Annotated in this window: 22 protein-coding genes; 12 read left to right on the top strand and 10 right to left on the bottom strand. The window is 49.2% G+C overall.

The features are described 5' to 3' along the window. The first annotated feature begins 6 nt into the window (after positions 1 to 6). Together NWAT_RS06070 and NWAT_RS06075 are read left to right on the top strand one after the other, a co-directional pair. Complete coding sequence (locus NWAT_RS06070; protein ID WP_013220257.1) at positions 7 to 1,209, top strand: ChaN family lipoprotein; 1,203 nt, start codon at positions 7 to 9, stop codon at positions 1,207 to 1,209. 181 nt (positions 1,210 to 1,390) lie between these two features. Beyond that, on the top strand, positions 1,391 to 1,834 hold the full coding sequence (locus NWAT_RS06075) for a YcgN family cysteine cluster protein (protein WP_041350534.1): 444 nt from the start codon (positions 1,391 to 1,393) through the stop codon (positions 1,832 to 1,834). Between the two features lie 254 nt (positions 1,835 to 2,088). Here NWAT_RS06075 and NWAT_RS06080 read toward each other — a convergent pair whose 3' ends face one another. Then, the gene (locus tag NWAT_RS06080; RefSeq protein WP_013220259.1) at positions 2,089 to 2,550 is read right to left on the bottom strand and encodes a hypothetical protein; all 462 of its coding nucleotides are present in this window, start codon (positions 2,548 to 2,550) and stop codon (positions 2,089 to 2,091) included. A gap of 409 nt (positions 2,551 to 2,959) precedes the next feature. Then, the gene (locus NWAT_RS06085) at positions 2,960 to 4,132 is read right to left on the bottom strand and encodes a PilT/PilU family type 4a pilus ATPase (RefSeq protein WP_013220260.1); all 1,173 of its coding nucleotides are present in this window, start codon (positions 4,130 to 4,132) and stop codon (positions 2,960 to 2,962) included. A 127-nt stretch (positions 4,133 to 4,259) separates the two neighbouring features. Here NWAT_RS06085 and NWAT_RS06090 point away from each other — a divergent pair, with 127 nt between their 5' ends. Next, complete coding sequence (locus NWAT_RS06090; protein WP_013220261.1) at positions 4,260 to 5,183, top strand: AEC family transporter; 924 nt, start codon at positions 4,260 to 4,262, stop codon at positions 5,181 to 5,183. Here the strand turns inward: NWAT_RS06090 and NWAT_RS06095 are convergent. Beyond that, the gene (locus NWAT_RS06095; protein ID WP_013220262.1) at positions 5,176 to 5,922 is read right to left on the bottom strand and encodes a competence/damage-inducible protein A; all 747 of its coding nucleotides are present in this window, start codon (positions 5,920 to 5,922) and stop codon (positions 5,176 to 5,178) included. The genes NWAT_RS06090 and NWAT_RS06095 overlap by 8 nt on opposite strands. A 103-nt stretch (positions 5,923 to 6,025) precedes the next feature. Here NWAT_RS06095 and NWAT_RS06100 point away from each other — a divergent pair, with 103 nt between their 5' ends. Next, complete coding sequence (locus NWAT_RS06100) at positions 6,026 to 7,948, top strand: ATP-dependent DNA helicase (RefSeq protein ID WP_013220263.1); 1,923 nt, start codon at positions 6,026 to 6,028, stop codon at positions 7,946 to 7,948. Here NWAT_RS06100 and NWAT_RS06105 read toward each other — a convergent pair. Further along, complete coding sequence (locus NWAT_RS06105) at positions 7,861 to 8,895, bottom strand: bile acid:sodium symporter family protein (protein ID WP_013220264.1); 1,035 nt, start codon at positions 8,893 to 8,895, stop codon at positions 7,861 to 7,863. The genes NWAT_RS06100 and NWAT_RS06105 overlap by 88 nt on opposite strands. 252 nt (positions 8,896 to 9,147) lie before the next feature. Here NWAT_RS06105 and NWAT_RS06110 point away from each other — a divergent pair, with 252 nt between their 5' ends. Next, the gene (locus NWAT_RS06110; RefSeq protein ID WP_198342180.1) at positions 9,148 to 10,236 is read left to right on the top strand and encodes a P-loop NTPase family protein; all 1,089 of its coding nucleotides are present in this window, start codon (positions 9,148 to 9,150) and stop codon (positions 10,234 to 10,236) included. Further along, positions 10,190 to 10,657 carry a TIR domain-containing protein gene (locus tag NWAT_RS16960; protein WP_198342181.1) on the top strand — a complete coding sequence of 156 codons (468 nt, stop codon included), beginning with the start codon at positions 10,190 to 10,192 and terminating at the stop codon, positions 10,655 to 10,657. Before NWAT_RS06110 ends, NWAT_RS16960 begins: the two co-directional genes overlap by 47 nt. Before the next feature lie 408 nt (positions 10,658 to 11,065). On the opposite strand, the gene NWAT_RS06115 is transcribed toward NWAT_RS16960, so the two are convergent. From NWAT_RS06115 to NWAT_RS06130, 4 genes are all read right to left on the bottom strand, one after another. Next, positions 11,066 to 11,719 (bottom strand): PIG-L deacetylase family protein, encoded by a 654-nt coding sequence (locus NWAT_RS06115; protein WP_013220265.1) that lies wholly within the window; start codon positions 11,717 to 11,719, stop codon positions 11,066 to 11,068. Continuing rightward, complete coding sequence (locus tag NWAT_RS06120) at positions 11,682 to 12,296, bottom strand: hypothetical protein (protein WP_013220266.1); 615 nt, start codon at positions 12,294 to 12,296, stop codon at positions 11,682 to 11,684. The genes NWAT_RS06115 and NWAT_RS06120 overlap by 38 nt, the downstream gene beginning before the upstream one ends. A 285-nt stretch (positions 12,297 to 12,581) precedes the next feature. After that, the gene (locus NWAT_RS06125; RefSeq protein ID WP_013220267.1) at positions 12,582 to 13,106 is read right to left on the bottom strand and encodes a urate hydroxylase PuuD; all 525 of its coding nucleotides are present in this window, start codon (positions 13,104 to 13,106) and stop codon (positions 12,582 to 12,584) included. A gap of 232 nt (positions 13,107 to 13,338) precedes the next feature. Further along, positions 13,339 to 14,964, bottom strand: coding sequence for a CAP domain-containing protein (locus tag NWAT_RS06130; protein ID WP_013220269.1), 1,626 nt, complete (start codon positions 14,962 to 14,964; stop codon positions 13,339 to 13,341). Positions 14,965 to 15,322: 358 nt separating this feature from the next. Between NWAT_RS06130 and NWAT_RS06135 the strand changes: the two genes are divergently transcribed. The 3 genes from NWAT_RS06135 to NWAT_RS06145 all read left to right on the top strand — a co-directional run bounded on the left by NWAT_RS06135 (position 15,323) and on the right by NWAT_RS06145 (position 18,446). After that, entirely contained in the window at positions 15,323 to 16,801 is a 1,479-nt protein-coding gene (locus NWAT_RS06135) for an AAA family ATPase (protein ID WP_013220270.1), read from the top strand. 11 nt (positions 16,802 to 16,812) lie between these two features. Next, positions 16,813 to 17,805 (top strand): alpha/beta hydrolase, encoded by a 993-nt coding sequence (locus NWAT_RS06140; RefSeq protein WP_232420220.1) that lies wholly within the window; start codon positions 16,813 to 16,815, stop codon positions 17,803 to 17,805. Positions 17,806 to 17,900: 95 nt separating this feature from the next. Further along, positions 17,901 to 18,446, top strand: coding sequence for a peroxiredoxin family protein (locus tag NWAT_RS06145; RefSeq protein WP_013220272.1), 546 nt, complete (start codon positions 17,901 to 17,903; stop codon positions 18,444 to 18,446). A gap of 37 nt (positions 18,447 to 18,483) precedes the next feature. Here NWAT_RS06145 and NWAT_RS06150 read toward each other — a convergent pair whose 3' ends face one another. Further along, positions 18,484 to 19,668, bottom strand: coding sequence for an NAD(P)-binding domain-containing protein (locus NWAT_RS06150; protein WP_013220273.1), 1,185 nt, complete (start codon positions 19,666 to 19,668; stop codon positions 18,484 to 18,486). Between the two features lie 174 nt (positions 19,669 to 19,842). On the opposite strand from NWAT_RS06150, the gene icd reads away from it, so the two are divergent. The 3 genes from icd to NWAT_RS06165 all read left to right on the top strand — a co-directional run bounded on the left by icd (position 19,843) and on the right by NWAT_RS06165 (position 23,440). Then, a complete protein-coding gene (gene icd, locus NWAT_RS06155; RefSeq protein WP_013220274.1) occupies positions 19,843 to 21,111 on the top strand; it encodes an NADP-dependent isocitrate dehydrogenase in 1,269 nt (422 codons plus the stop codon). 16 nt (positions 21,112 to 21,127) lie between these two features. Continuing rightward, entirely contained in the window at positions 21,128 to 22,309 is a 1,182-nt protein-coding gene (locus NWAT_RS06160) for a class I SAM-dependent methyltransferase (RefSeq protein WP_013220275.1), read from the top strand. 63 nt (positions 22,310 to 22,372) lie between these two features. After that, positions 22,373 to 23,440, top strand: coding sequence for an endonuclease/exonuclease/phosphatase family protein (locus tag NWAT_RS06165; RefSeq protein WP_013220276.1), 1,068 nt, complete (start codon positions 22,373 to 22,375; stop codon positions 23,438 to 23,440). Here NWAT_RS06165 and NWAT_RS06170 read toward each other — a convergent pair. Further along, a complete protein-coding gene (locus NWAT_RS06170) occupies positions 23,437 to 24,588 on the bottom strand; it encodes an AI-2E family transporter (protein ID WP_013220277.1) in 1,152 nt (383 codons plus the stop codon). The two genes, NWAT_RS06165 and NWAT_RS06170, sit on opposite strands and share 4 nt — an antisense overlap. Between the last annotated feature and the right edge of the window lie 182 nt (positions 24,589 to 24,770).

Consider the following 24,770-nt stretch of genomic DNA (forward strand, 5'->3'; position numbering starts at 1 on the left):
TTATAGATGCAAAATCAAGTCACTATCCCCATTTTCCTTCTATTATTGTTTATCCTTTTTTTCTCTGTGCTGGTGCGGCCTTCGGCGGCAGTAGCTGTTGTAAGTGGGCAAGCGCATGGAAAGGCCAACGAGCTGGAAATGCAACAGGCCCTTAAAATGAACACCTCCACCAAGGCAGTTAATTTAAGGCAGTTGCCAGAATTGGAAGCAATTATTCCCGAGTTGGCGCGCCACCAGGTTGTCTTTGTTGGGGAGCAGCATCCTCGTTTTGATCACCATTTGAATCAACTTGCCATAATTCGTGGCCTTCATGGGATACATCCAAAGTTAGTGATCGGCGTTGAGTTTTTCCAACAACCGTTTCAGCAGTACCTGGAGCAATTTGTTGCGAATCAACTTACTGTAGAAGAATTTTTAAAAAAAACAGAATATTATGATCGTTGGCGCTACGACTTCCGGCTGTATGCACCGATACTTGAATTTGCTCGGGAAAATAATATTCCTATATTAGCCCTCAATGTGCCTACCGAGCTCATACAGAAAGTAGGCCGGAAGGGTTTGGAAAAGCTTTCTAAAAAGGAAAGAGCGCAGCTTCCCTCCGAAATTGACCGCTCCAATGTGGCCTACCGCGAGCGCTTGCAAGAGGTGTTCGAAAATCATCCTCAGCATTTTGGAAATTTCGAGACTTTTTATGAAGCTCAATTAGTATGGGATGAGGCAATGGCGGAGAGCGCCAGCCGCTATCTTAAGGAACACTCGGATGCCCACATGATTGTTCTGGCCGGTAATGGCCATTTGGCTTATGGCGTAGGTATCCCGGAGCGCCTTAATCGACGCCTTGGTACAACCGCTAGTGTGGCTATTGTGCTGAACGATTGGGAGGGGCTAGTTGAGCCGGATATTGCGGATTATTTATTACTCTCCGAGAAAAAAGAATTGCCAAAGGCAGGTTTTTTGGGGGTTATGCTCAAGCAATCTAGCGGAAAACTTGAGGTCAATGCTTTTTCTGAGATCAGTGCGGCAAAAACGGCTGGAATTGAGGAAAAAGATGAACTCCTTTCCTTAAATGGGCACCTTGTTTCTGATATGTCGGATGTAAAGGAAATAATGTGGGATAAAAAACCCGGTGAGAAAGTGATCGTTAAGGTGCGCCGCGGGGCTTTTATGGGTAAGGATAAAGAATTAGAGTTTAAGATAAAATTACAATAATAAGCTATCAGTTCAATCTATACTAGCGGTATATATTGTTCTGGAGATGCCTCATGCTTCCCCAGCCTGTTTCCCTCAGAAGAAAGAACCCAGGGAAATGCCAAATTGCAGCAGGTTGAGGATACGCCTGTTTGGAGCAAGCAGGCGAGGTTTAGTTGCGAGCTCCAAATGAGAGAATATGATGACTGAGCCTGGATTCTGGAAACATAAGCCCTTGCAAGCCATGTCTTCGGAGGAGTGGGAAGCCCTATGTGATGGCTGCGGTAAATGTTGTTTGCACAAGTTAGAAGACGAAGAAACTGGAGAAATTTTTTATACCAATGTGGCTTGCCGACTCCTGGATCTCCATTATTGCCGCTGCACGGATTATCAAAATCGTGTCCGGAAAGTGCCAGATTGCTTAAACTTGCGGGAGGAGTTAACAGAAGCCTTGAAGTGGTTGCCACCAACCTGTGCCTATCGCTTAATAAATGAAGGCAAAGAGTTATTTCCGTGGCACCCTCTCGTTTCCGGTGATCCAGAGACGGTACACCAGGCGGGTATTTCAGTACAAGGTGTAGCGATTCCGGAATTTCAAGCGGGAGACTTGGAGGAACATCTGGTGGATTGGTCTGTTAAGGATTAGTCTTCCATTTTAAATAGTTCCCAAGCTTGGCTTTCTCCATCCTCTGATTAACAAAACGAACATCTGAATGATCACCAAAGTATTTTTATATTTTAGTTCAGCACTATGTCATTATTATCTGCCGATGAAGAAAGCCGGGATAAGGTTGAAATTACATGCTAACAAGACAATTAGAACTTATTATTAAGTAAGCTCCGCATTTCTGACCTAGAATTAGGGTAACCTTGGCGTTTGGTTTTTTAATACTTTTCCGCTTAGTCAACGGGGGTAATCTCTTGCGAAGGTATATTTTTTTCCGTGGGTGAGGGAGGTGAACTTTCTTTTATTGAAATTTTAGGTGTCTGGGCATGGTCATTTGATCCAAAAGCGGATATTCGGCATCCTAGGCAGCGTGTAAATGTCTGCTGGGCAGGGCCCACAACCAGGGTATCCGCAGCTTCCTTAACGTTACCCCCCAGGACACTAAATGGCAGGCTTACCAGAAATATTCCCGTGCCTAGCCCCGTGGCTACTAGCAATAGTGGGCGAGCGATAAGCAGATCCCCCATCATTCGAAAATAACGTGGCTCGTCTTCATTCCGGGTATAGGAGAATGGGGAGCGTGCTCGATCATAGCCTTCCATAGAGGTATCGGCGGCATTGGCAAGGCTAGCCGCGCTGCTGAAAAATACGAGACAAAGTAAATAAGTTAGAAGTTTTTGCTTGAATTCTGCCATGATATTTCCTTCGGAGCAGGAGTACTTATTAGGGTTTTATAAATCTACCAACGATACGCGTTAGCTATTAAAGTTTATCGGATAATGGATAGTTGACTAAAATTCCTTTGACGCCATCATCATGGATGAACTTAATTCTATCTTCGCTTTATCAGTCTGGAAAATTTTTACCTTAGTGGTAACTAGGCGATTTACACCCACCAGGTTTTTTTACCTTTCCCAGCACTTTTACTGGAGGATTGAATTGCCTTTAGCAAAGGATGGCTAGGCGTCTACACCAAACGCGAATTTCTCAGGTTAGGCGAACCCTCGCTAGATAAGTGTGCGACCTATCCTTACCTTACCCCAAAAACCTTGTATGAAATCGGCTAGAATAGCACAAAAAAGCTGGAAACCTAGGCTCAGGAATTTAGTCTTCTTCTCCCACCAAGCTAAAGGATAGCCCGCCTAATACATCCTTTTTTGGTTTCTTATCCATGGAGTTTTTTTCCGCTGCGGGAGAATAGGTGGTCGCTTCCATTCCTTTTTTTGACAAGTTAATTTTGAGGCGGAGGTTATTAAGCGAATCGGCGTTACGCAGTGCCTCTTCAACGCTAATAAGGCCGGCTGTATACAGTTTATAAAGGGCGCTGTCGAAGGTTTGCATACCAAGATTTTCTGATTTTTCCATAACCTCCTTAATAGCGTGGATTTCCCCCCGGTGGATAAGGTCTCGCACCAGAGGCGTTCCCAATAGAATTTCAATAGCCGCGGTGCGCTTGCCATCAATGGTAGGAATCAGACGTTGGGAAATAAAAGCGCGTAGATTTAAAGAGAGATCTAATAGTAACTGTGGGCGCCGGTCTTCCGGGAAGAAGTTGATAATTCGGTCAAGCGCCTGGTTAGCATTATTAGCATGAAGGGTAGAGAGGCATAAGTGACCCGTTTCCGCAAAGGAGATGGCATGTTCCATAGTACTTCGGTCACGGATTTCTCCAATAAGAATAACATCCGGTGCCTGGCGTAGGGTATTTTTAAGTGCATCTTCATAAGATTCCGTGTCGACTCCTATTTCGCGCTGATTGACGATGGATCTTTTATGGTGGTGTATATACTCGATGGGGTCTTCAATCGTGATGATATGACCCGCGCTGCTATTATTGCGATGATCAATGAGGGCGGCAAGGGAGGTCGACTTACCGGAACCGGTTGACCCTACAAATAAAATGAGGCCATGCTTATCCATAACAACGTTTTTTAATATAGGAGGCAGGCCGAGGTTATCTACGTTAGGGATGGTAGTTTTGATATTCCGGATAACCATGGAAATTGCGCTGCGCTGTTTGAAAATATTGACTCGAAAGCGTCCAATGCCAGATTCGGAAAGGGCCAAGTTCATTTCCGGCTTTTGTTCAAACTCGCTTGCTTGTTCTTCGTTCATAATATCGTAGGCGATCTTCTTTATATCGCTGGAAGATAATCTCGTTTTTTCGAGAGGTTTCAGCAAACCGTGGAATTTGGCGCAGGGGGGGGCTCCGGCACTCAGGTAAATATCCGAGCCATCATGAGCAACAAGTATTTTTAGGTAATCCTTAAATTCCATCGGGGAGTCTCTCCAAGGGTGAGTGGATCTATTTATCCTAGTTTCGGCTATATTGCTGGGAGTTTAAGTGAGCTGGATCGCAATTTGATAGCTAGAACCTATCTGCTTGATGGTGGTGGAGCGGTATATGGTTGAAGTTTTGCTGCAAATGGCAGCGTTTATTGCCTGTGGTAGCGCATGGCGTTATTGTTCTCAACAACACCTAATAAGCCCTAAAAACACGCGTGAAGTACTGACCGAGTTAGTTTATTATTTATTCCTGCCCGCCTTGGTGCTCGATGTCCTGTGGTCGGCAGATTTGGGAGGAACGGCGGGAGGGATCGCCGTGGTAGCTGCAAGCGGGGTATTCATAGCCATTGCTCTGGCCTGGGGGGCTTATCGTCTTCTTCTGGCTGCTTCTTGCCGTTCTACCCAGGGTGCTCTGATACTAGCGGCAGGATTTCCAAATGCCACTTATTTGGGCCTTCCAGTATTGCAAAGTACGTTAGGTGATTGGGCAAGAGCGGTGGCTATCCAGTATGATTTATTTGCCTGTACTCCCCTAGTGCTTACCCTAGGTATATATATCGCCCGTATTCATGGAAAAGATGGCAAATCCACCAATCACCTGCTTGAGTTACTTAAAACGCCACCCTTATGGGCGGCCGCAATGGGGGTCAGCCTTAACCTTGGCGGCGTGCCGGAGCCGGCGGAAATCCACGGCTTTTTAGATAGGATGGCTGCTAGCGTGGTACCTTTGATGCTTTTGTCCCTTGGGATGGGGTTAGAGTGGTCTCGACGCCAGTGGCAGCACTTACCTCTCCTGTTGCCGGTGCTCATAATTCAGTTATGCTTAATGCCTCTCTGGGCTACGTTTATGAGTCGCTTTTTTGCTTTCGATTCTTCTCAGCAAACCGCAGTGATATTGGAGGCAGCCATGCCGAGTATGGTATTGGGAATAGTGTTCTGTGATCGCTTTCATCTGAACACTTCCCTTTATGCCGCGGCTGTCACTTTCTCCACGACTCTAAGCCTAGTGACGTTGCCTCTTTGGTATCAATTCCTCACGTAGCGTGCCAGCGTATATTCATTTGTGCTAACCCCTCCTTCAATTCCTTCATTGCTCGCATGACTTCTGAGCGGTTTCCCCGTAACCCAAGCTCAAGAATAGGTTGGTGCTTGCCGAGATGGGGAAGGCAGGAAAAACGCAGACGGGAGTAGCGGGAGACGATCTGTTCCATAAGCGGGAGCAGATCACTTTCACCCACGCCAACCACGCGGATGACCTGTTCCGTCTTAGGGGCTAAATCGCGCAAATCTAAATAATAAGTTTCCAGGACCCATTCCATCATGGGCCAGGCCATTTCCGGGAACCCCGGCAAAAAATGGTGAGAATGGAGGGAAAAACCTGGGACTCGGTTGAGGGGGTTGGGAATAATTTTGCATCCTTGGGGAAGATGGGCCATTCGGATGCGGTAAGGATAGGCCCGCTCTCCATACTGAGCCTCCACTTCCTTGATGGCATCGGGGTGGGGAAAGAGGGTGACGCCGACAGCTTCCGCGGCGCACTGCCGGGTGCGGTCATCGGGGGTTGCGCCGATTCCGCCAAAGCAAAAAACGATATCCTCCGAATGAAGGGTATGGCGCAGGGTGCGGGTAATTATTCCGGCATCATCGCCGATGAACTGACACCAGGCTAATTCCAGTCCCCGCTTGTCCAGGGCTTCAATGAGGTGGGGAAAGTGTTTATCGCGCCGTTTCCCGCTAAGTAATTCATCGCCTATGATAACGGCGCCTACCTGTCTCTGCATGGCTTGGTTCAATGGGAGGTCTATATGGTAATGTTAAGCTATAACGATAGTAGTTTAGCGGCAATTTTAACGATAGTGTACAGCGATCTCCAATAACGTGCCCATGGAATACGCTTTATTTTCCGTGGTTGAACTTCTAGGCGAAGACGGTCCTTTAGCCCGCCAAATTGAAGGATTTACCCCGCGCCGCCAGCAACAGGAAATGGCGGAAGTGGTTGCCAGGGCGTTAGAAGGAAGACAAACGTTAGTGACTGAAGCAGGTACAGGAACGGGTAAAACCTACGCTTATCTGGTACCAGCATTATTGTCAGGGGTCAAGGTCATCATTTCCACGGGGACTAAACATCTCCAGGATCAGCTTTACCATCGGGATTTACCCTTGGTGAAAAATGCCTTGGGTATTTCCGCCCAGGTAGCCCTGCTTAAAGGGCGGAGTAATTATCTTTGCCTCCACCGTCTACATTTGTTTACCCAGGAAGGGGAGGCGAGTCATGGTCGTTTGGCTGTGGATCTGGTGAAGGCGCAACTGTGGGCGCGCCAGACTTCCGCTGGCGATATCGGTGAGTTGAGTGGCGTTGCGGATGATTCCCCCGTGTGGCCCCGAATTACCTCCACCGCGGATAACTGTTTTGGGCAAGGGTGTCCCTCATTTGCGGAATGTCATTTGATGGCGGCCCGGCGGCAGGCCCAGGAAGCCGATATCCTGGTGGTAAACCATCATTTGTTATTATCGGATATGGCGCTACAGGAGGAAGGCCATGGCGATCTGCTGCCGCTAGCCAAGGCTTATATTCTGGATGAGGCCCATCAACTTCCTGAAACTGCCTCCCGCTTTTTTGGACGCCGGGTGAGCGGTCGTCAATTGTTAGATCTGGCCCGTGATAGTGGAGCAGAACAACGCAATGACGCTCCCGATATGCTAGCTATCCGCGATGCTTGTCAGTGGCTGGAGAAGACTGTGGCCGATTTCCGCTTGGCCTTGGGTCTCGGAGAGCGTCGCTTGGCTTGGCGGAAGGTTGCGGATACGCCGCCGGTGGCCCTAGCGCTAGAGCAACTAAGTAAGGCTTTGGCGGATTTGGAAGTAGAACTTGAGCCGGCGGCGGTGCGGGGCAAGGGTTTGGATCATTGTTTTAAGCGCTGTGGGAGTTTGCGGGAGCAGCTTGCGATGTTTGCTGAAGAGGCAAGCGATGATTTTGTTTATTGGTTCGAAACCTACCACCGATCCTTTATTTTAAGTGCGAGTCCTTTGGCAATCAGTGAAAATTTTCAGGCTTACATGGAGTGTCGGCCGGGCGCTTGGATATTTACTTCGGCCACCATGGCGGTAGGGGAGTACTTTGATCATTTCAATCATCAGCTAGGTTTAACAATGCCCGCCACCTACCGTTGGGAAAGTCCCTTTGATTTCCAGCGGCAAGCCCTTTTGTATCAGCCCGTTGGGCTCCCTGAGCCCCACGATCCTGGTTATACCCAGGCCGTGATCGAAGAAGCCCTGCCGGTACTTGAAGCTAGCCGCGGCCGTGCCTTTTTGCTGTTTACCAGCCATCGGGCGCTAAAGGAAGCCCATGGTTTGCTCAAGGACCGAATCACCTTTCCTTTATTAGTTCAGGGCAGCGCGCCGCGCAGCGAGTTGCTACGCCGCTTCCGCGCTTTGGGTAATGGTGTATTGTTAGGTACGAGCAGTTTTTGGGAGGGCGTGGATGTCCGCGGCGAGGCTTTATCCTGCGTCATCATTGATAAATTGCCTTTTGCTTCGCCAGGCGAACCGCTACTGCAAGCCAGAATTGAGGCCATTCGCCGCCAGGGCGGTAATCCCTTTATGGACTATCAACTTCCCAATGCTGTCATTCAGCTTAAGCAAGGCGTGGGGCGGCTGATTCGCGATGAGCATGATCGAGGTGTATTGATGCTCTGTGATCCTCGCCTTCGCAGTAAATCCTATGGTCGTTTGTTCCTAGAAAGTCTGCCGAGCATAGCCCAAAGCCAGGATATTGAAGAGGTGGAAGCCTTCTTTCGGAGAGGATAATTTTCGGTTCTTAAGGATTTTCCGGGGACGCGGCTAGGGCGGCGTGACCAGTAATAGGCCAGTAGAGAACCGGAGAGATTGTGCCAGATACTAAATAAAGCTCCAGGAAGGGCAGCTTGGGCGGTAAAGTATTTTAAGGCCAGGGCCACCGCTAGACCTGAATTCTGCATGCCTACCTCAATGGCTATGGTGCGGGCTTGACGTTGATTGAAACCGAGGGCCTGGGCTAAGCCATAGCCGCTTGCCAGGCCCAGCCCATTATGTAACAAGATACAGAGGGCGATTGTTGGGGCAATGAGAGTCAGTTTATCCTGGTTAATGGCCACTATGATCGCCACGATAAGCACGATGGCAAAAACCGAAATGACGGGAAAAACGTCAGTGAACCTGCCTAGCCGTTGGCCGAAAAAAGTATTGATGATAACCCCTAAGGTGACAGGAAGCAGCACAATTATCAAAATACTTTGCAGCATATCAGCTATTGGCACTGGGACTTGTTGCCCCACATAAAGCCAGGTAAGAAAAGGCGTGGCGAGAACGGATAGAAGCGTGGAAGCGGCCGTTAGGGTGATGGAAAGGGCCACATCACCCCGGGCTAGATAACACACTACATTGGATGCGGTGCCTCCTGGGCTGCATCCCAGCAGAATCATGCCAACGGTAAGATATGCCGGTAAGCTAAAAAGGTGGCTTACTATCCAGGCGATGAGGGGCATCAATAAAAACTGTAACAGGATACCCGTGGCAACGACTTGGGGCTGCTTGAAAATGAGCGCAAAGTCATTGGCTTTAAGGGTCATTCCCATGCCGAACATGATCAAGCCTAATAAGGGTACGATAGCCGATTTGAAAGCTACCCAGGGTTCAGGATAGTGGTAGGCTACTCCGGCCCCCATGAGCGCCAGCAGTGGAAATAGGGCTGTGATTCGATTAGGTGTCGTTGCCATGGTATATCGGCTTAGCTAAAGATATAGCGGGTTTGGATAGGCAAGAACGAAGCGATATTTTGGGCATAATAAATGAGTAGTAGCGCCGCATCCTTTTTAATGAGGGTCGATAAGGCTCTCTTTTAATCGTTTCCACATAAAAGCGTAGACAGTACAGCTACTTGATTAGCTGTGTTCGTGCAGCTTTAGAAAATAGTTAGATTTGAGTAAGGCCTTATTTAGTAGATCTGCTGCAAGATGGATAGCACAAAAATGAAAAAACTAGAAGAAGTTTACAAACGATCCGGGATACCTACTTACACTTTCGTTGAACCAGCGGAATACAAGTCACTTCTTGTTTCCATCCGAATCCCCGGGCGCGGAACTATTGTTGAAGGACCGTCAGGTATAGGGAAAACTACAAGCGTCTTAAAAATCATCGAATCTCTTTCTCCTGGTGGCAATGTTACGAAACTTTCGGGAAGAAATACAGATGATTATGATGTGATTGCTGCTTTACCTGAACTGGGTAATTTAGGAATAGTTCTTATCGATGATTTTCATAGATTGCCAGAAGAAACAAAATCTATATTAGCAGATTATATTAAGAGACTTGCAGATACGGAAAACGAAAATAGCAAGATTATCATTGTAGGTATTAATAAAGCTGGACAATCTCTATTGAATTATGCTTCTGATTTGACCGGAAGGATAGATACGATTGCATTTGAATCTAATCCAGAAAATAAGGTTGAAGAGCTTATATCGAAGGGAGAGAATGCTCTAAATATCACGATAAATATCAAGAATGAAATTATTGTAGAATCCCAAGGCAGTTTTCACTTAGCACAGATGCTATGCCATGAATGTTGTATTGAAGCTGAAATTCTTGGGGAAATGGAACGAAAAAAAGGAACTATCTCTAGCATGGAAGTTGTTCGTGAACGAGTTCTTGGTGACTTATCAAAGACATTTTTTGAGAAGGCCAAACCGTTTGCCACAGGCCCTCGGTTACGAAAAGAGGGAAGAGCGCCCTATTTCTTTTTGCTTTATTGGCTAGCAACTGCAAAAGATTGGTCTTTAAATATATCTGATGCAATTAGAAAGAATCCCGCACATCGTAGCAGTGTAAGCCAAATAGTAGATAAGGGTTTTCTTGCTGACCACATCGCCAAGAATAGTGAATTGCAGGATGTTATTCACTTCGATAGCCAGACAAGAGAACTTAGCATTGAAGATCCTAAATTTGTATATTTTATCAGGAACCTGTTGTGGTCTAAGTTTTGTGAAAAAATAGGATACCGATCAGTCGATTTTGATTCAACGTATGATTATGCCCTGTCCTTCGGCTGGTGCAGATAGGGTTGTTGCAGAAAAACTCTTTAGTTTTCTGGAGGAGCGTGAACTTTCGGTATTTTACGATAATAATGAGCAACATCGGATTCTTGCGGAAAACATTGAAGACTATCTTGCGCCTATCTATCGAAGTGAAGCTTCATTTGTGATTGTTCTTCTTGGCAGGGAATACCCTAAACGAGTTTGGACCAGATTTGAATCAGAACAGTTTAAAGAACGATTCGGTGACAAAGCGATAATTTCAGTATGGTTTAGCGACGTATCTCCAGGGATATTCGATGAGACCACCAAGTATGGCGGAATTAAATTTGACTATTCTAAACAATTAGACAGTGAAATTAAGCGAATAGGTGAGTTACTTTGTCAGAAGATCGTCGAGTATAAGGAGTCCAAGCAGGCGTTGCAGTCAACTGGGCGGTTAAAATGAATTGATCTATACACCGGAATTCCGGGCCAGAGGTTGCTGGGCGGCTGGCGGTTGTGAAAAGAATCTCGGCGGCATGAGTAGGGAGGGCGTTGGCGGTTCTGGAAGCAGAGATCAAGCAGCTGCGTTAGGGTCTGGCAGAGGTGCGTATTGGGGCGGAAAATCTTAAAAAAAGAGTGGCGCCATACTTTGCTGGGAAGTCGCTTCCCGGCACGTGTTCATGAAGATAGTGACAGGGCTATCCCATGTAAGTGATGGTGCGAGTTCTGGAGGCTTCTCGCAGTGGATTTAAGAGTTCCGGCGTCGTTAATCAAAAAGCAGGAGGATTATCCTTCCTTTTGGGGATTTAGCAATTTCTTTATTGAAGCCATGGCTCATTCATATCTATTATCTACCAGTAATAGAAAAAGCCTATAACTTCATGGTGAAAAAAACTTCCGCAAAGACTCCTTGAGGGGTGTTTTGTTGTGGATCGGCAAAGACTGCCCGCCAGCGATTAAGCCCCAAAATCCCTTCTCCATAGGGGATGGAGGCAAGTTGACTTTTGTGTTCTCCTATCGCCTGCATTTTTTTCCCTATCTGGTCATCGATATATTCAAGGCGATCCCAACGGGGGAATAATCCCCACACCTCATAGGCCCATAGGGCGTTTATGGATAGGGGTGTTTCTTCAATACATTTTCGGGTCAGTTGTCCCGCCAGCCGGTGGGTAGGATGCCGGTCCCAGTGATCGTGGAGGGAATAGACCTCTTCAGGCTGAAGCCGCATGATGAGCTCGCTAAGCTGATCCTTTGCTGAATGGTAATGGGAAGTGTTTTTTAGATCAGGGAGATCAAAGAAAATAACTTCGTTGATTCCTAATACTCCCGCCGCTCGAGTGGCCTCTTGTTTACGAATATCTACCAAAGTTTCTTCCGGCCAGCCAAAGGGATTGGGGCTTCTTCTCCCATCGGTTAAAATGACCGAGGTAATATGGCAACCCGAGGCCGCTTTTTTAGCCGCGGTCCCCCCCATGCCAATTTCCATGTCATCCGGATGGGCGCTGATGATCAGGGTTTGATTCATCTTGCTGGGGTTTCTTTTCCAGGCGGGGAGGATTGGGTCCTGAAGTTTCTGCCTCGATAAGTTCCATGGGTTTACGCCGAAATAGGTTTTTTTTAGCTTCTTTTCCCTTTAGGCTTTCTTGGCGGGCCCGCACTGCATAGCCAGTCAGAGCGCCGCCGGCGGCCAGCAGGGTCAAGATGCCAACGGTAAAAAATTGCAGAGTAAGCAGCCCTACCCCGACAGCCGCTGCTCCAACGACGGCTGCGCCCACCTTAAAATTAGCTTTAGCATGGGCGCGATTGGTTTCTTTTACAATACGCTTATGGGTTTGTTCGAAGGCACGGTTCTTTTCTTTTTCCGTGGAGACGAGGAGTTGTTCTCGCTCTTGAAGTAGCTTTTCCTTCGTTCGTACCAAGGCATCTTTTCTGATGTGATCAGCGATGGAAGCGAACCAGAAAGCCGTCATAAAGCTGGCAATTAATGCAAGCAGCCCATAAGGAAGCCAGTTCGTTCCAGGATGTTCCAGAAAGGCAAAAACAAGGATGGCGGTAGCTGCCTGAATAATAATAATTCCTGGGAGAAATCTGAGCATTGACATATAGGGTCAACCTATCGGGATAAGAATCAGCAGAAGTAGACGGAGTCATTATCTGGCGAATGATCGATCCGTATTTTAATAGATCTCATTATAGGGTATTCGGAAAGTTATTTCCGGGATCAGCCTACGGCAGGCATGGACTGTGTTAAGCAATTGCCCAAATTCCCTGGGGTACGCGCGGCCAAGGATCGTAGTTGCTGGATGGGGAATGAAGCCATGCTTGCTATCAGGAGCCGGAAAGCCTAGACTGAATAATAACTCTCAGGCTGGGCTTTCCGGCGTTTCTTAAAATGGCAGGCCGTGAGAAGCCCCTCCCATAAATAAAAGCATGGGCACGGATAATAAAGTATTGCTCCGGGAAGCGAGAAATGCTATCCGCTTGGCCTTGGCTTTTTCTTCCTCAGTAGCGGCAACCAAGCCTAGCACTTTCTTCTGATTAGGCCAGATGAGAACCCAGACATTAAATAGCATGATCGTCCCTAACCAGGCGCCCATTCCAATGGTAGTCAAGGCTACGTTATTGGCGCCTATTCCTAGGGTAAAAGCACCGTGCAAACTATACTGGGGCGCCACCATTAAATAATAAGCTCCGGACAGCCAAGTTACCAGCGCCGACCATCTAAACCACAATAGGGCGCGGGGGGTGATGTATTTGCCAATAGCGGCTGGGCCGGGTCCTCCCTGGTCCTTAGCGGCTTCCGCCGCGGCGGGTGCCTGCACGAAATTAAAATAGTACAGTAGCCCAATCCAGGTAATACCCGCGAGAAAGTGTAGCCAGCGATCAAGGGCTAAAGAAGTTATTGATTCCATAAAGTCATCTCCATAGGGTTTTATAAAAACGCTTAACCGCCTGCTATCATTTTAATGATGACAATCAACACCCCCGTTAGGATAAACCCCGAAACAATAGTGCCTGGAATAGAATCTAATGGGTTCATTCTTTTCTCCCTTGTTCATGGATTAACGGCAGCTTCCTTACAAGTTAGCAATTTACCATGGTAGCTGCCAGCCATGTAAAATTCCTCTGCACGAAGAACGTAGCCTAGCGGCATCCTAGCGTTAGAGTCCAATAGCGCCCATAGGTGCTCCTTCCTTGATAGGCATAGCCGACACCCAATTCGCAGTAATTGGCATTTAAGAGATTACGCCGATGTCCGGGGCTATTCATCCAGCCAGCGAGTACTGCTTGGGGCGAGGAATACCCAGCGGCGACATTTTCTCCTGCCGTGCGGAACCGATAACCCGCATCGGCCATCCGCGTAAATGGGCTTGAACCGTCCGAGCCCGTATGGCTGATAAAATTGTTCTGGGCCATGTCCTTGGAGTGTTCCTTTGCGGCAGTAACAAGAGCACTATGGACCTTCAGGGAAGCGAGATTATATTTTTGCCGCTCTTGGTTAATCAGCTTGATAAGCTCCCGCTCGGCGGGAAGAAGATTCTGGCTATCGGTAGTGTCGTTATTATTAGCAGCCTCCGTTGCTTCAATGGTGATTTGGGTGGAATCTTGGCTATTTTCATTGTCGATGACTGTCAGGGTAACTACATGCGCCCCTGGCGTGTCGTAAGTATATTGGAGCTTTGGACCGGTAATAATTTGGCCGTTATCAAATTCCCAAAGATAGTGTTGAATAAATCCATCCGCATCCTGGCTATTGCTGCCATCAAGCGTGACGGTGAGCGGCAAGGAGCCTTTCCGAGGATTGGCATTAACTACTGCCTGCGGGGGTTGGTTAAAGGAAGGTCCGGCGGTGTTTATTTTAAAAGCGGTCATTTTGGCGACGTTTTGGCCGATGTTGACATTACTCGCAATAAAAACGGGGTCTTCATCCCCAAAGGCGGTGGGAGCTTTCAGGATGTCTAACCCGTGAGCCCCGTTTTTTAGGGAGCGAACAAGTGCGATTTCATCCTCTGAATCATGATCGAAATCACCCACGGCAAGACCATCCGGTATAATATCACTACCGAGGTCGCTATAACTAAGTAACGGTGGTCCGAGGCTATCGGAAAGAGAAGAGGGAGGTGAGTAAATTTCTACTCTAACCGTGCCGTTTCCATTTTTTTGGGCGATGACCAACTCGCTTTTGCTGTTACCCGCCATATCACCAGCGCTGAGGCCAATGATGTTATTGCCAATATTCGCAGCGCCCGCAATTGCCAAAGCATTCCCCCAGCGGCGGGTGGGAAGATCGTAAATGATGAGTTGATGGCTCCCATTTTGAAGGCGCTTAATGATAGCTAGCTCTTTCTCAGGATCGGAATCGCAATCGCAGAGGGTAGCAAATTGGACATTTCTCTCCAGAGATCTATCATCCGCCAGCAAGTGGAAGGACAAGGCGCCATCTTCCGGCTTGACTGTATAAAGATAAAGGCCGTTACTTCCAAAACTTCCATCCGTGAGGAAAATAAATTCATCGCCTGTTGTTCCGTTGATATTTCCGGCTGCGAGGCTTGCAACATTTCCAAAAATCTGGACATCTTGAAAAAGCTTAGCCTCTAATCTGTTTTTGGGGGCAAGCGGAGGTGTATATACTTGAAGCGTTAGTCCCTGTCCATTAGCGTTATTTTTTATGATAGCTAATTTCTCTTCTATGGCAAAAGCGACCGTTGATAAGGAGCATAACGTTGATATCAAGAACGCGAAGCAAAGCATTTTTCGATGGAGATACATGGAAATCCTCTTGAATTTAGAAAAAAACTTTTAATAGTTTTATGGATGATACGTATTGTGGTTGGCGCGATCTAATTCAGGCGCTGGAGGCAATAATAAAGCAAATAATAGGCTACCCATAACTTGGTGACTTTTCCCCTGTATTCCACGAGTCTAAAGATTGACTACGGCAGCCAATAGAGTCGCTATTTAGCGACGAATTATTGCTAATACCCAGAAAATCTTCTGCTGCTAGTGTCTAGTTTCTGGGGCTAATAAAAGGTTGCTGGCGGGAAAGCCTTCCTTTGGGATCTCTCTTCAGACTCTTTTTGGGTTACCGATAAATTCCACGGAAATGGATAACGTAAAGTAGGCCCCCATGAGCGATCACTACGATATCGAACTGCTGATTAAATCTCACATTCCCATCATCGTGATTGAGACTCATGAAGAGCTGCGTGCGGTAGATTTGCTCATGCAAATTGCGCGGCGCCTAGCTAAACCGACCTTTAAATGGAGCGTGACGGAGGGCCTGCAACGTATGGATTTGGATTATGCTCCTCAACGCCATAACAGCAAGCCCCTTGACGTATTGCAGCATATTAAGGCGGTTTCTTCGCCGGGCCTTTTCATTCTTGCGGATTTTCATCCTTATTTGGACGATCCGTTCCATGTGCGCCTGTTGAAGGATATCGCCTTAACCGCTGAAACTCGGAGCCATACGCTAGTATTGTTGAGCCATCGTCTCAATATTCCGCCAGAATTACACAAGTTCTCAGCTCGTGCTGTGCTAACCTTGCCAAACCCATCGGAATTAGACAATCTCGTGCGGGAAGTCGCCAGGGAATGGTCCCGCAAGCACAACGGTAAACCGGTTAAAGCTGATCCCCAGGCGCTGCGGATGCTGGTGAGTAATTTATCGGGTTTGAGTTACAAGGATGCTAAACGTTTGGCTCGCAATGGAATCTTTAATGATGGAGCAGTGACCCGCCTCGATTTGCAACGGGTGATGAAGGCGAAGTACGAGCTTCTCAATCAAGCAGGGGTGCTTACCTTTGAGTATGAGAGCGCGCGTTTTGCTGATATTGGCGGTTTCAAGCGGCTTAAGCATTGGTTGGAACAGCGCCGCGACCCCTTAATAAGCGGCCCCCAGCCTTCTCCGTTGGCAGTACCCAAGGGGATTTTATTATTAGGGGTGCAAGGATGTGGAAAAAGTTTGGCGGCAAAGGTGGTCGCGGGGGCGTGGGGGATTCCCTTGTTGCGGCTCGATTTTGGCGCACTTTATAATAAATTTTTTGGCGAGACCGAGCGCAACCTGCGCGAGTCTCTCAACATGTCTGAAGCGATGGCGCCTTGTGTGCTATGGATTGATGAGATTGAAAAGGGGGTATCCACGGAGGGTTCGGACAATGCTACTTCCCGCCGCGTGCTGGGGACTTTATTAACCTGGCTGGCGGAGAAAAAAGCGCCGGTATTTATGGTCGCAACGGCCAATGATATCGAGGCCCTGCCGCCGGAACTGATCCGCAAAGGCCGTTTTGACGAGATATTTTTTGTGGATTTACCGGATCAGACAGCCCGGGAAACGATTTTCCGTATCCATCTAGCCAAGCGAAATGCAGACATGACCGTGATTGACATTCCCCATCTGGCCACCATGAGTGAGGGGTTTTCCGGTGCGGAAATCGAACAGGTGGTTGTTTCTGCTTATTATTCCACCCATGCTCAAAGTTCCGTTCTCGATACCCAGTCCATTGCCGCGGAAATTGCTTTAACCCGACCGCTATCGGTCACGATGGCAGAGAGGATCGCCTACTTGCGGTCGTGGGCGGTCGAACGAACCGTACCTTGTGATTAGCTTCGCGTAGGATGATGCTATTTCGTACCGTGGGAATCATACTGGTGGTAGGGTTGTTAACGCTTGTGGCCTGCGCCCCCTACGTTCAGCATTCTCTGGATGAACCGTTGCAAAGCCCCCTGTTGGAGACAGCGCGGTTTATTACCGCGGATGGCGAAATTCTTCCCGTACGTACCTGGCTGCCGAAAGGGGAGCCCCGTTCCATCGTCATTGGGGTTCATGGCTTTAATGATTACAGCCGTGCTTTCGCCAAGGTGGGCACGTATTTAGCGCAACAAGGAGTTGCTGTTTATGCCTATGATCAGCGGGGCTTTGGCGCCACGCGGCAGCGGGGGAAGTGGCCAGGTGTGGAATTGCTTGTCAAGGATCTCCGCGCCTTTATCCGGGCCGTGGGCACCCGCCATCGAAATCGCCCCCTTTATCTGCTAGGCGAAAGCATGGGGGGAGCCGTTGCCATGGTGGCTTTGGCGGGTCCTGAGGCGCTCTTGGTGGATCGTTTGATCCTAGTTGCCCCGGCAGTTTGGGGCGGGCAAAGTCTGAATAGTTGGTACCGATCACTGCTCTGGGTGTCTGCCCATACGTTGCCCTGGTTGAAGCTCACTGGAAGTAGTTTGAAAATTAAAGCTTCGGATAATAGGGAGATGCTAAAACGAATGCGTGCTGATCCCCTGATTATCAAGGAAACCCGAATCGATGCCCTTTATGGCATGGTTCAGCTTATGGATAAGGCCCGGAAGGTTATTCCCCAACTTCATATGCCTACGCTGGTGTTATATGGAGGCCGAGATCAAGTGATTCCTGAACGGCCCATTTGCCATCTCTTGGAGGAGCTTCCAGGTCCCCACTCGGTGGCTTTTTATCCCGCAGGCTACCATATGCTATTGCGGGACCGAGAGGCTGAGCGGGTCTGGCAAGACTTGGTGGCATGGTTACAGGTACCGGTTCGGATGTTAAATTCTCGCATTCCCGCCAGGTGCCTGCCGCTGCTGGCTCAAACCGGTTAAGAAATCGTGGGGCCGATAAATTGCTTGCAGGGAACTCACCCTGGCATAATTTATTTATTTACCGGAAATTAAGAGAGAAATTTGGAGAATAGACTATGCGCGCTAGTGGAACTTTAGCTCCTGAGTGGAAGGTAGCCCAATGGTTTAATACCCAGCAGCCGTTGCAGCTCGCTGACCTTCGAGGGAAGGTCGTGGTGATGCACGCTTTTCAAATGCTTTGCCCCGGGTGTGTAGTACATGGTTTGCCCCAGACCCAGAAAATTTATAATGTTTTTGACGCCAATGAAGTCGTGGTGGTGGGTTTGCATACGGTGTTCGAGCACCATGAGGTCATGACTCCCCAGGCGCTTGAAGTTTTTATTCATGAATATCGTTATACCTTTCCCATCGGCGTCGATCAGCCAGATGGGCAATCAGGGTTGCCACTGACGATGCGCGCCTATGGAATGCAGGGGACTCCTAGCCTGATCTTGATTGATCATAAAGGCCGTCTTCGCAAGCATAGTTTTGGCCGCGACGACGATATCCAGGTAGGGGCGGATATTGCGACCCTGATTAGTGAAGCGAAAGCGGCGCCTCTAGCCGAAGCGGAGAACGCTGGCGGCAATGCTGGTTGCGATGAGGACAAGTGCACGGCCTAGCTCGCGGGTGGCAGGGGGACGCTAGGGTGAGAGGTCTTTATACCCTTGAAGCAGCGCGGATGCGGGCAGCAGCCATACGCGCTCCCGCGATATTGCGGGCAGCAGGCCCCAGTTCAAGTTCGGCGAGAGGGCCTGTCACGAAAATCCCCTCGGTCCAGCGTAGGTGGGAATCCACAAGAGGGTAATTATCTGTATGCACGGGTAAACCCAGTTCGGCAATGGCTTTTTCTAGCCATTTTCCGCCGGGACGCTGGCGACCAAAGCCGGTGGCAAGGACGACTCTGTCAGTGATGAGCGGGTCGGCCCGTTTATTCAAGTAAAGCCGCAGGCTTTGATTTCGGTTTAGGGTAGCTCCTGTTATTTGATCGTGGATAAGCTGAATTCGCTCTTCCCTAAGAGCACGCCATAATTGCCGTGCTATGTCCAAGGGAACTGAGCCTCGGTGGCGAGCCTTATCAATAAGGCGGCGGCGCAAGGAGAAGTCCCGTATTTGCCGAAAATTATTTAGTTTTTTGGGACCCAGCCAGCCGGGATCGCTGTCAAAGGCGTGAATCCGTAGTGAGTGGCGCATGAGAAGCATAACGGGGCTGGAGGATTGCTTGCTTGCGGTAATAGCAAACTGAATGGCGCTTAGTCCCCCGCCCACGACTACCAGGTGTTTTTCCTGAAGAGTTGGCAGGGGATTGGGATCATAGAGATGTTGTAGGGGGGAGTCTTTTCTTTTGAAGGGCTTGGCCCAGTCTGGCCAATGGGGCTGTTCTCCTGCCCCCATGGCGAGAATGAGATAGCGGGCGTGAAGGGGTCCTAGGGATGTTTCCACCGTAAATTGGGGAAGAGAAGGGCGGGACAGCCCTTCCGCCCGGGCTGAAAGGAGCCGCTGGTCAAGCTGGTATTCATGGATAAGCGCTTCGCAGTGAGCCCGAAATAACTCTAAAGAGGGACGATAGTGGGGAAGCATAAAGTCCTGGTGATGAGCCCCTTCTGGCTGCGGGCGTTGAAGGGCGAAGCGATGCAGATGGAGGGGATCGGGATGTAAATGGTGGACTCCCGGTGATCGCAGATAGGACATGCCTGTCCGCTGAGTGTATTGTTGCCAGCGCGCCAGCAGGTGATGGTGAGGGTCAATAATGGTGATATCCGCGGCAGCCACCCCTTCCTCCCGTAGAGCAATTGCGCTGCAAGTACCGTGGATTCCACCACCGATAACAAGCCATTTATCCATTATCCATAGACTGAGCAAAAACCTTGATTTTATCCTGAGTGCTCCGCTCCCCGCTAGCACACGCCGGGAGCAATAATAAGTGCCTATCGGCGGAAACCTGGGCTCGCGTTATACTTAGCAAAATTTGCTGTGCTGTACGGCAAGCTGTTTTACCTATAATGTAAGGAATACCCTATGGCTTATGACAAAATCTCCCTTCCCTCCGATGGCCAGCCTATTACCGTTAAGGAGGACTTTAGTCTTGAAGTTCCCGCCCGCCCGCTCATTCCTTTTATTGAAGGCGATGGGATTGGGGTGGATATCACCCCGGTGATGCGCCAAGTCGTCGATAAAGCAATTGCCGTGGCCTATGGGGGGGAGCGCTCCCTGGCCTGGACCGAGGTCTATGCGGGGGAAAAGGCAACACGCGTGTACGGCACTGATGAATGGCTGCCAGCGGAGACCTTGGATGCCTTGCGACAATTCGTGGTGTCTATCAAAGGCCCCCTTACCACGCCAGTGGGCAAAGGTATCCGTTCTTTAAACGTGGCGATCCGTCAGGTGCTGGATCTCTATGCCTGCATCCGGCCGGTTCGATATTTTCCAGGGACGCCAAGTCCCTTGGCCGATCCTTCCCGCACCCATATGGTGGTGTTTAGGGAAAACACCGAAGATATCTATGCCGGTATCGAGTGGCCAGCCCAGTCACCCGAGGCGAAAAAAATTATTGAATTTCTGCGGCAAGAGATGGGCGTGGAAAAAATCCGTTTTCCGGAAAGCTCTGGCATTGGCATTAAGCCTGTGTCCCGGGAAGGCTCCCAGCGCCTCATCCGTAAAGCTTTGCAATACGCCATTGATAACGATCGCCGTTCAGTGACTCTGGTGCATAAGGGTAACATTATGAAGTTTACTGAAGGGGCTTTTTGTGACTGGGGCTATGCGCTGGCTCAGGAAGCTTTTGGCGCCCGCCCCATTGATGGGGGTCCTTGGTGTGAGTTCACGCCTCCTGAAAGGGGGCATAAAATTATTGTCAAAGACGCCATTGCCGACAACTTTCTGCAACAAATTCTGCTTCGTCCCGAAGAGTATGAGGTCATTGCGACTCTTAATCTCAATGGAGATTACATCTCCGATGCGCTAGCGGCCCAGGTGGGCGGAATTGGGATGGCGCCGGGGGCGAATATGGGGGATAGGGTTGCCGTGTTCGAGGCGACCCACGGGACTGCGCCTAAATATGCGGGCCAGGATAGGGTCAACCCCAGCAGCATTATTCTTTCGGGGGAGATGATGTTGCGCCATCTCGGCTGGAATGAAGCGGCTGATCTGATTATTCAGGGTATTACGGATGCCTTGGCCGCCAGGACGGTGACCTACGACCTGGCCCGATTGATGGAAGGCGCGACTCAAGTCTCGTGTTCTGGCTTCGGGGAAGCCATTATGAAGCACATGGCAGCTCCTGCTTAGCTGTTTTTGCTACTCAATGGAAAATAGGGACCCGACAGAACAGCAATTGCGTGCCGAAGCCGATGCCCTGTGCCGGGATCATCGCTTCAGGCGGGCCGTGTGGGAATGCTTCCCAGGGTCAGGTCATGAAAGCATGGGGATGGCGCTCAATACCGCGATCCATCCCCATGATCAGATGCTCATCCATTCATTGCGCCATCACCGCGATCCCAATGCGGCCGTGAGTCAGTATTACAATGTGGCGCTGCAGCAGTATTTTGCCGCCCAACAGATCCTGCAAGCTTTTTTTCCAAACCCTGAGCCAGATTTCGCTTTTCTAGATTTTGCCTGTGGATTTGGCCGGTTAGTTCGATTGCTGACCCTCAGCCTGTCCACGACTAATGTCTGGGTTGCGGAAATACAAAAAGATGCCCTTGCTTTTGTCACCCAAACATTCAATGTTCAGGCGCTGGAGTCCAGTGCCAGTCCGGAGCAATTCCAAGCCGAGCGGCAGTTTGATTTTATTTGGGTGGCTTCTCTATTTTCCCATCTACCGCCAGGGCTATTCCAGCGCTGGCTGCAGCGGCTTCTATCCTTGCTGAACCCACGCGGCATTCTTTGTTTCAGCGTCCATGATCAAGTGCTTTTGCCCGTTGGAGCAAGCTTGCCAGAGACAGAGATTTTGTTTAATCCCCACAGCGAAAATGCTGAACTGAACCCTAAAATTTATGGTACCACCTTTGTTAGCGAAAGCTTTGTAAGGCATGCCATCCACGAGGTAGGTGGTGAGGATCATCCCTATTTTCGCATTCCTAAGGGTTTGGCCCAGGAGCAGGATCTCTATGTAGTGGCTAAATCCTCGGTCGTGGATCTGCCAGGGTTGCAAGCCTTTCGTTATGGTCCCTGGGGCTGGGTGGATGAGCGGCGTATTTCAGAGTCCGGTGAATTATACCTGCGTGGCTGGGCTGCCTCTTTGGATGATGGGGCATTGCCTGCCGTTGAGATCAAAGTTAATGGAACCCTTCATCAATGTCCCACCGGATTGCAGCGCAAGGATGTCCGCCAGGTTTTTGGGGATGATCGGCTAGAGTTCGCAGGCTGGGAGTTTAGCTATCCGCTGGCTAGTCAAGCACGGGAAGCTTGGGTCGAAGTCACGGCGAGGACGGTTGCTAACGAAAGGGCCTTGCTCTACGTAGGAAGCCTTTCCCGTTCAAGCTGACCGAACGGCGGGGGATAAAAAATCAACACTCATAAAAAAGGTTTGCGGTAGAGGAGCTTCAGCATGAAAATTATACTCATAATACTTGCCCTTGTGCTTATCATTGCCACCCTTACGCCTTTGATTCGACAGAGCGCATGGTGGATACGAGTCTTTGATTTCCCTCGGCTGCAAATTCTGATTATGGGCTTAGTCGTGTTGGCGGCTTTTTTCTTCTTCTGGGATGTGCAAAATATTTTTGAAGGGATAACGTTTACTGTTCTCGCGGCGGCGATTCTTGTTCAGAGTTATAACATATTTCCCCACACTTTCTTTGCGGCTAAGCAGGTTCGCGATACCTCTGCTGACACGCCGGGCAACACGATTTCTTTACTGATCGCGAATGTGTTGATGGATAATCGGAATGTTCAGCGCTTCTTGGCGATAGCGCGGGAGGCTGACGCTGATATTGTATTGATGTTGGAACCGGATCAATGGTGGGAGGAGCAAGTTCGGGAGTTGGAGGTTAAATATGCTTACACCGTAAAAAAACCTTTAGATAACCGCTATGGGATGTTGCTGTATTCCAAATTTGAACTGGTAGCTCCCGAGATAAAGTTTTTGCTTAAAGAAGGGATTCCTTCTATCCATACCGAGGTGAAATTGCCTTCAGGCCAGTTAATTCGAATGCATTGCCTTCATCCGGAACCTCCTTCTCCCACGGAAGCCGACACTTCCATATATCGGGATGCAGAGTTATTGATTGTGGGCAAAGAAGTAAAAAACAGCACTCAGCCGGTGATTGTAGCCGGTGACCTCAATGATGTCGCCTGGTCCTATACCACCACGCTTTTTCAAAAAACAAGCGGATTACTCGATCCTCGTATTGGTCGCGGGATGTTCAACTCCTACCATGCCAAGCATCCTTTAATACGCTGGCCACTTGACCATCTTTTTCATTCGGAAGATTTTCTTCTGGTGAGGGTAATCCGGATGCCGGCCTTTGGGTCCGATCATTTTCCTATCTATATTAAGCTTAGCCTTAACTCCAATGCCGAGAAATTCCAGGAGTCACCTGAGGAGCCAGACGCCGAAGATAAAGAATTTATAGCGGATACACTCCAAAAAGTAGAGCAAAAACAAACCATTTAATCTTCATGGGAGCCTTTCCCCATCAGTTCGCCGAGAGAGGTTAGATTTTCCACATGATCGCAACAGACTTTAATGATGATCAGGATGGGGGTGGCGACGATGAGTCCGATGGGTCCCCATAGCCAGCCCCAGAATAGAAGGCCCACGAAGACGACCACCGCATTGAGGCTGGAGGTGCGGCTGGTCAACCAAGGGGTAAGCCAATAGCCTTGGATGCCGGTAATGAGGAGGGAGATGGCGCCAACGGTAAGTCCCATCGTAAGGGTGCCAAACTGCGCTAGCGCCACGATGGTAGTAGCGGCGAACACCATGGCGGGTCCGAGGTAGGGTATGGTGCTTGCTACTCCGGCAATGAGTCCCCAGAGCGCTGCTTGTTCTAGCCCGATCCATAGGAAGGCGCCCCAAGTGACTAGCCCCACGAAAGCCCCTGAAATCACCAATACAAACAAATAGCGACGGATCTGGATGTTGATATCATCCAGTATCTCCACCGTTACCTTCTTTTTGGAGAGCGTAGGGCCAGTGATCTTCACTAGTTTGCGTTTATAGGTATCGCCAGAAGTTAAGAATAAAAGCACCAGCATAACGACCGTAGCCACCTGCCCTACGAAGGCCATGGCTCCCAGCGATCCCCACCAGACATATTCTCCCAGCTTGAGTCCTGGCTCCACGATTTCTACCTTCATCACCCCTGGCTTATGGGTATCGTGACCATCATCCGCAGGCTTGGTGGCTTCCTGGATTTTTTCCGCGGCCTCCTGGACTTTCTGGATGATTCCCTCACGGGGCCTGGCAGGTTCAGCTTGCAGGGAATAGCGTAATGTTTGCACTGCCTGGGGAATTTTATCCAGAAGCTCCGTGGCCTGGTCTCTAAGGGTATAGCTGCTATAGCCTACCAGTCCTATAAACACCGTTACCAGTAGCATGGCGCCCAGCCAACGGGGAATTTTGACTCGTTCCAGGGCGCTGACGATGGGGTCCAGGGAATAGCTTACTAATATACTGAATACTAGGGGCACTAACACCGCCTGGGTCCATTCTAGTATCAGGAGCGCGGCAAATAGAGCGAGCAGCACTAGTGCAGTGCTGCGGATATCAATGGGACCAGCTACCGGGGAAGACGGCGGTTCTTGGGAATTCGATAACATCGTGTGACGGCTATTTATTATAAAAATCGTGACTGTAACAGATAAGTCGATAAAATTATTAGTCTATACCCCCGTAGTATATTCTGCGGGTAAAGAAATCTTCTATTCTTTTGTCGGTATTCAGATTGACTATTTGCGTAAGGCTCTGGATGATCGTGTCAAGGTCTCCGCGCGAGACCATC

The sequence above is a fragment of the Nitrosococcus watsonii C-113 genome (assembly GCF_000143085.1).
Classification (GTDB): Bacteria; Pseudomonadota; Gammaproteobacteria; order Nitrosococcales; family Nitrosococcaceae; genus Nitrosococcus; species Nitrosococcus watsonii.